Below are 6,698 nucleotides of genomic sequence, written 5' to 3' on the forward strand. Positions count from 1 at the left end.
ATCCAGCAACAGCTGCGCCAGGTCATGCTCAATGCTCTTGGTCACGCCCACGACCTTCTTGATGATCTGACCGGTCAGATCCTGGAAATCCTGCGCCATCATGATTTCCAGCAACTGGGCGTTGGTGAATGCGGTATGCTCCGGCACCCGATCCAGATACTGGCGGGTATCCGTCACCAGTGAACGGGCATCAGCCAACTCGATCGGGTTGGCAAACCACTCGTCCCAGCGCCCTTTTAACGTATTGGCCTGCGACTCCAACTCCGCCTGACGGGGCTGTGCCGCCTCCACGCAGTTGAGCGCTCGTTCCGCCGCCTGCGCCGTCATGGTGACAACATAATCAAGACGGTCGCGTGCGTCCGGGATCGCTTCGGCAGCCTGAGCGATAGCCTGATCTAGCCCCAGCTCACGCATGCTGTCACGCAGCATGCGGGTCAGTTGGCCGATGCGGGAGATGATCTCGCCCGCTGTCGCTGCATCGCTGGCAGGCATTGGAATATCTCTCATCGCCCTCTCCTTTTTTACATGCCCAGTTTTTCAAAGATCTTGTTGAGCTTCTCTTCCAGCGTCGCCGCCGTGAAGGGCTTCACTACGTAACCACTGGCCCCCGCCTGAGCGGCAGCGATAATGTTCTCTTTCTTGGCTTCCGCCGTCACCATCAGCACCGGCATTGACGCCAGCGCGCCGTCAGCACGGATGGTTTGCAGCAGCTCGAGGCCATCCATGTTCGGCATATTCCAGTCTGATACCACGAAATCGAAGCTACCGGCGCGCAGTTTGTTCAACGCATCCGCCCCGTCTTCCGCCTCTTCGACGTTGTTAAAACCCAGTTCTTTCAGCAAATTTCTGACGATGCGGCGCATGGTGGAAAAATCATCCACCACCAGAAATTTAAGGTTTTTGTCTGCCATTATTACTCCTAAGGTTAATCGTTTTTGCCCCGTAGTTCGGGGCATAACATCAAATACGCAGCGCCTGACCACCCGCGATCTGCGCCAACATGCGTTGGCTCATGCGCTCCAATTCCACGACTTCATTCACTCCGCCGGTGGCAATAGCCTCACGTGGCATGCCAAACACCACACAGCTGGCTTCGTTCTGCGCCAGGGTGTACGCCCCGGCACGGTGCATTTCCAGCATGCCTGCCGCACCGTCATTCCCCATGCCGGTGAGGATCACCCCCACCGCATTGCGCCCGGCAAACTGGGCCACCGAACGGAACAGCACATCGACCGAAGGACGATGCCGGTTCACCGGCGGGCCATCATGCAGCCGAACCTGATAGTTGGCACCGCTGCGCGTCAGTTCCAGATGACGATCTCCCGGAGCGATATAGGCATGACCCGGCAATACGCGCTCGCCGTCTTCGGCCTCTTTCACCGTGATCTGGCACAGCTTGTTGAGCCGCTCGGCAAACGAACGGGTAAACCCTGGCGGCATATGCTGGGTGATCAATAACGCCGGACTGGTCGCCGGTAACGGCTGTAAGACATGGCGGATCGCCTCGGTACCGCCGGTAGACGCCCCGATAGCGATCAGTTTCTCACTGCTCAACAGTGGCGTATGGCTGAGGATCTCTGGAGCCGGTGCCGTTGAACGCTTTGGCAAACGCGCCTTGGCCGCCGTGCGGATCTTCTCGGCAATCAGCTCGCTGTAAGCCAGCATGCCTTCGCGGATCCCCAGTTGTGGCTTGGTGACAAAGTCCACCGCGCCCAGTTCCAACGCCCGCAGGGTGATTTCCGATCCCTGTCCGGTCAGCGACGACACCATCACCACCGGCATCGGCCGCAGGCGCATCAGTTTTTCCAGAAAATCCAACCCGTCCATACGCGGCATTTCGACGTCCAGCGTCAGCACCTGCGGGTTGAATTTTTTGATCAGATCGCGCGCCACCAGCGGGTCGGGGGCGGTCGCTACCATCTCCATATCGGGATGGCTATTGACAATCTCGGTCATCAGCTGCCGCATCAGGGCAGAGTCGTCTACGCTTAATACGCTGATTTTATTCATTACCTCTCCTTGGTCAGGCCATACACGGTCTGCCCACGCAAGTAGAAATCCCGGCTGAGCTGGCTAAAGTTTTCGGAATGGCCGGCAAACATCAGGCCTCCCGGTTTAAGCAGCGGCACAAAGCGCCGCAAAATGCGCTCTTGTGTTTCCTTGTCGAAATAGATCATGACGTTACGGCAAAATATCGCATCAAATTGCCCCGGCAACGCCCATTCATGAGCCAGCAGATTGAGCGGCTGGAAATGCACCTGTGCCGCCAGTTCTGGCCGAACCCGTACCAGACCATGGTGAGGCCCGGTTCCTCGCAGGAAATAACGCTGCATCTGCGCCGGTGTCAGGGTGCGCAGATCTTCCTGGCGATACACCCCCGCTTCGGCCTTTTCCAATACCTGAGTATCAATATCGCTGGCCCACACCTGCGTCCCCGTCGCCCGCTGCCCTAGCGCCTCATTCAAGGTAATGGCGATCGAGTAAGGCTCTTCACCGGTCGAGGCGGCGGTACTCCACACGCAGTAACCGTTGGGCCGCGAACGCGCATGTTCCGCCAGGATCGGAAAATGGTGCGCCTCACGGAAAAATGCCGTCAGGTTGGTGGTCAGGGCGTTGACGAATGCCTGCCACTCGGCGCTGTTGGTGTCGCTTTCCAATAGCACCAGATAGCTGCCAAAATCAGGAATTCCCAGCAGCCGCAGACGACGCACCAGACGGTTGTAAACCATCTCGCGTTTGTGCTCGGCCAACACAATACCGGCACGCTGATAGATCAACTGGCTGATACGTCGGAAATGCACATCCGACAGGGGCAGCCGTTGCACCATCTGTGTCAGCAAAGATGCAGGTTCTTTATGGGTGGGTGAGGATGAGCCACTCATAACCCTTCACCCAATTGGTTGTTACTTGCTATACAATTCGACACTAGTTGCTTCCTTTGCCACTGATAAAACTCCGTTGTTAAGACTTTCTGATAAAGTGATGTTGTCGTCCGCCAGGCGGAATACCGCTACCGCATCGGCCAGCGTAATCGCCTGCTCTTCCAATGCCGCCGCCGCAGAGGCCGCTTGTTCCACCAGCGCGGCGTTCTGTTGCGTCACCTGATCCATCTGGGTCACGGCCTGAGTCACCTGCTCGATACCGCGGCTTTGCTCATCGGAAGCCGAGGAGATTTCACCCATGATGTCGGTAACGCGGGTCACCGATCGCACGATATCCTTCATCGTGGCACCGGAGTCTTCGACCAGCACCGACCCTTGCTTAACACGGCCGACCGACTCATCGATCAGCACTTTGATTTCTTTCGCTGCCTGAGCGCTACGCTGAGCCAGATTGCGCACCTCTGCGGCCACCACGGCAAAACCACGCCCTTGTTCACCCGCCCGCGCCGCTTCAACCGCCGCGTTCAATGCCAGGATGTTGGTCTGGAAGGCAATACCATCGATCACGCTGGTAATGGCGCCAATTTTCTGCGAGCTGCTGGCAATATCGTGCATGGTGGTGACCACCTCGTCGGCCATTTCCCCGCCCTTGGCAGCGGTGGCTGAGGCATCGCGCGCCAGCTTTGAGGCCTGGCGGGCATTGTCGGCGTTCTGTTTCACCGTGGCGGTTAACTGCTCCATGCTGGCGGCAGATTCTTCCAGCGACGCGGCTTGCTGCTCGGTGCGGGAAGAGAGATCGTTATTGCCTTCTGAAATCTCCTGTAGCCCGATCAGGATCGACTCGGCGCCTTCGCGCACCGCACCAACGGTGCCAATCAACGAGTGCTGCATGCGGTGCAGGCTGGCAAACAACATGCTGATCTCGTTGCGGCCATACACCTGGATCGGCGTGGCCAGGTCGCCGTCGGCAATACGGTCAAAGTGGCTGCGCATAATATTCAGCGGCTGAACCAGCATATTACGCAACCACCACATGGCGCTGGCGGTCACCAGGATCAGCATCAGCACCGCGCCGCACACCAGCCAACCGGCCAGCGTGAAGGAGCGTTGGTTGGCCGCATTGGCCTGGGCGATATTTTCGTTGACCAGCTGCAGGTACTGGACAAAGTCGGCTTCAAACAGGTCCTGCATTTTCTGCGTGGGTTGATCCATAAAGCCTTGCAGGTTGCCGCCCTCCAGGAAGACGACCAGTTCACGCAATGCGCCACGCAGCCGCTCATAGCTGGCTTTGGTGGTTTCTGTCAGTTGCTGCTCCTGGTCGCTGTTACGCGAGACGGCCAGGAACTGATTAAAATAGAGATCGGCTTTCTGCAACGAACTGCGGGCGTTACCCATCAGGGCATCGACCTGTTCTTGTGGCACTTTCAGCGCTGCACGGGTACCGGCCCGGTTCAAGGTGTTGCGTGCCTGTAGCAGGGAAACCCAGCTCAGGCTGAGGGCATCACGCTGCTGGCTACCCAGACTAATCAGATTAAGATTATGGTTATCGGAGCGGGAAGCGGTATACGACAAGCCGGTGCTAATCAGTTGCATTAGGCAAAAGGTCAGCAGTAATAAAAACAGACTGGTAGAGATACGGACTCGGTTAAACACGATAAACCTCCAGGTAGCCGCGGGTTAACACGGCTTAGGACGGAAAAAAGGGCCACGACCTCGCTGGAAGGACGCAGCCCAATGCCGGTTAGAACGTTTCCCAGTTCTCCTGCGGATCGCTGGCGTTCATTTTTTTATGATTGATTACCGGGGTAACGACTTTACTGTTGGCTGGTGACTTGAACTCGTGTTGGCCTTCCGCTTTCAGTCGGAATACCGCGACGGACTGGGTCAAGCGGCTGGCCTGCTCTTCCAGCGCTGCCGCCGCAGAGGCCGATTCTTCGACCAAAGAGGCGTTCTGTTGGGTGACGCGATCCATTTCGGCCACCGCCTGGCCAACCTGATCGATACCACGGCTTTGCTCGTCGGAGGCCGAAGCGATTTCACCCATGATGTCGGTGACGCGGGTGACGGCATTGACGATATCGCCCATGGTTTCGCCGGCGCTTTCCACCAGCACCGAGCCCATATCGACGCGGCTAACCGAGTCTTCAATCAGGCCTTTGATCTCTTTGGCCGCCTGCGCGCTGCGGCTTGCCAGATTACGTACCTCACCGGCAACCACGGCAAAACCACGGCCCTGTTCACCGGCGCGGGCCGCTTCTACCGCCGCATTCAGTGCCAGGATGTTGGTCTGGAAGGCGATGCCGTCGATCACGCTGGTGATATCGGCAATTTTCTGCGAACTGCCCGCAATGTCGTGCATGGTTTGCACCACGTTGGCAACCACCTTGCCGCCCTTCTGCGCGGTTTCCGAGGCACTCAACGCCAGTTGGCTGGCCTGACGGGCATTTTCGGCGTTCTGTTTCACCGTGGCAGTCAACTGCTCCATACTGGCGGCGGTTTCCTCCAGTGAGGCGGCCTGCTGTTCGGTACGGGAAGAGAGATCGTTGTTACCTGCGGCAATTTCGGATGCACCGCTGTAGATGGCATCGGCCCCCTGACGCACGCCGCTGACGGTGTCGATCAGCTCGCCTTGCATATGCCTGAGGCTGGCTGCCAGCACGCCCATTTCGTTGCGGCTATTGACGTCGATCGGGTGGGTCAGATCGCCTGCGGCAATCAGTTTGATGTGTTCAATCATGCGATTAAGCGGGCGCACCAGAATATGGTGGATGCCGAACCAGACCATGGCGATCACCGCAACCACCAGTACCAGCACCACGCCCAGCGTCCAAACGGCGAATGCGAAAGAGCTGTCGCCATCTTCGACCGCGATCTGGTATAGCTTGTCGTTCTGAGTCAGGTAGCGGTTATAGACCTGTTCAAATTCCGTCTGATAACGCTGGGTTGGCTGTTCAAAGAAGGCGTCCAGCTTGCCGTCCCCCAGCAGCGGGATCAATTCCGTCAGAGCAGTGTGCAAAGTGGCATAACGTTGCTTGAGTTCTTCCGCCGCTGCGGCATCCTGTCGAGCATCCAGAGGGATTTTTTCATAGGCAACGTAGTGCTGTTCCGCCATGCCCAAGGTGTTTTTCGCCGAGACCAGCAGTTCATCAACGGTGGCACCGGTGCCCGCTTTATTGAGGTCCATCATATAGCGGATCCCGGCACGATTGAGGGTATTGCGGGTTTGCAGCAGGTTTACCCAGCTTTCATTCAGTTCTGACTGCTGCTGTCGGATAGTTTGCAGTACGGTAAAGTTTTCTTTGTTATCTTTCAGCGAAGTGAAAAACAGCCCACCGGAAACCAGCTGCAAGGCACCGAATAACACCAGCACCAGCAATAAGCTGGTGACCACCTTCATACGATTAAACATTTTTACCCTTCTTGGAAGCCCGCACAGACAAGCGCTGTGTACGTTAACTGACTGGGTTATCGGCGTGGCAGAAGAGAACTTTAAGAAAAATCTGTAACTATTTTTTTGTATTGTGCGGGGGGTAAGATTTTAGCTCGGCGAAGGGATGGCCCCTCACCCTAACCCTCTCCCACAGGGAGAGGGAACAGAACGTGCAACTGATTAGTACCGTATGCGTCCTTCACATCATCCCGATTACAGCTTTCCCAAAGGGCAAAGGAAACGAAAGTACCACTGATTAACTACAGCCAATATCGCACGTTTTACAGATTAGCTTCTGCATCTGAACACAGCGCCGTACCAGCTCCCTCTCCCTGTGGGAGAGGGTTGGGGTGAGGGGAAATGACGCCAATACACCACACCAGTTA

At 57.0% G+C, this 6,698-nt stretch carries 6 protein-coding genes; all 6 read right to left on the reverse strand.

Annotated elements, in window-relative coordinates; all coding sequences use genetic code 11:
* On the reverse strand, positions 1-507 hold a 507-nt coding region (cheZ, locus tag ACLQ7H_RS21560), incomplete at its 3' end, for a protein phosphatase CheZ (RefSeq protein ID WP_411754426.1).
* Between the two features lie 14 nt (positions 508-521).
* On the reverse strand, positions 522-911 hold the full coding sequence (gene cheY / locus ACLQ7H_RS21565) for a chemotaxis response regulator CheY (RefSeq protein WP_021180929.1): 390 nt from the start codon (positions 909-911) through the stop codon (positions 522-524).
* A 49-nt stretch (positions 912-960) separates the two neighbouring features.
* The gene (locus ACLQ7H_RS21570) at positions 961-2,010 is read right to left on the reverse strand and encodes a protein-glutamate methylesterase/protein-glutamine glutaminase (protein ID WP_411754427.1); all 1,050 of its coding nucleotides are present in this window, start codon (positions 2,008-2,010) and stop codon (positions 961-963) included.
* Positions 2,010-2,882, reverse strand: a complete 873-nt coding sequence (gene cheR, locus ACLQ7H_RS21575; protein ID WP_411754428.1) for a protein-glutamate O-methyltransferase CheR — start codon at positions 2,880-2,882, stop codon at positions 2,010-2,012. Before cheR ends, ACLQ7H_RS21570 begins: the two co-directional genes overlap by 1 nt.
* Before the next feature lie 21 nt (positions 2,883-2,903).
* Positions 2,904-4,535 carry a methyl-accepting chemotaxis protein gene (locus ACLQ7H_RS21580; protein ID WP_411754429.1) on the reverse strand — a complete coding sequence of 544 codons (1,632 nt, stop codon included), beginning with the start codon at positions 4,533-4,535 and terminating at the stop codon, positions 2,904-2,906.
* An 88-nt stretch (positions 4,536-4,623) separates the two neighbouring features.
* A complete protein-coding gene (locus ACLQ7H_RS21585; RefSeq protein WP_411754430.1) occupies positions 4,624-6,291 on the reverse strand; it encodes a methyl-accepting chemotaxis protein in 1,668 nt (555 codons plus the stop codon).
* Between the last annotated feature and the right edge of the window lie 407 nt (positions 6,292-6,698).

Origin of the sequence: Serratia sp. (in: enterobacteria) (assembly GCF_046715635.1) — a bacterium.
GTDB lineage: Bacteria > Pseudomonadota > Gammaproteobacteria > Enterobacterales > Enterobacteriaceae > Chania.

Bases quoted from the DNA above. Each gene is read 5' to 3' on its own strand.
- ACLQ7H_RS21585 (WP_411754430.1), bottom strand. From the start codon at position 6,291: ATGTTTAATCGTATGAAGGTGGTCACCAGCTTATTGCTGGTGCTGGTG.
- cheY (WP_021180929.1), bottom strand. From the start codon at position 911: ATGGCAGACAAAAACCTTAAATTTCTGGTGGTGGATGATTTTTCCACC.
- cheR (WP_411754428.1), bottom strand. From the start codon at position 2,882: ATGAGTGGCTCATCCTCACCCACCCATAAAGAACCTGCATCTTTGCTG.
- ACLQ7H_RS21570 (WP_411754427.1), bottom strand. From the start codon at position 2,010: ATGAATAAAATCAGCGTATTAAGCGTAGACGACTCTGCCCTGATGCGG.